Source organism: Pseudonocardia sp. SID8383, from assembly GCF_009864975.1.
Classification (GTDB): Bacteria; Actinomycetota; Actinomycetes; order Mycobacteriales; family Pseudonocardiaceae; genus Pseudonocardia; species Pseudonocardia alni.
The window spans coordinates 1-206 of sequence record NZ_WWFY01000744.1 but is presented as its reverse complement, the minus strand read 5'-3'; the positions used below and the strand labels follow the sequence as shown (position 1 = coordinate 206).

The window sequence follows — 206 nt, the reverse complement described above, 5'->3', positions numbered from 1 at the left end:
GCACGCTCGTCGTCGCCGGGGCGGGCGGGCCCGCCGCGGACCCCGGCCTGCTCGGCGGGGCCCCACTGGTCGCGGAGCCGTCGTCGTGCTGGTGGGCGCACGCGCTGCGCACCGGGCCGTGGCTGCTCGACCGGCCGGAGCTGCGCCCCACCCAGGTCGTCGTGCTCGGCAGGCCCACCCTGCACCGGGGCGTCGCCGCGCTGCTC

1 pseudogene is annotated in these 206 nt (G+C 81.6%); it reads left to right on the top strand.

Features of this window, described 5'->3' with window-relative positions:
- Positions 1 to 206, top strand: a pseudogene (locus GTW08_RS17755) (2-succinyl-5-enolpyruvyl-6-hydroxy-3-cyclohexene-1-carboxylic-acid synthase); the annotation flags it as partial.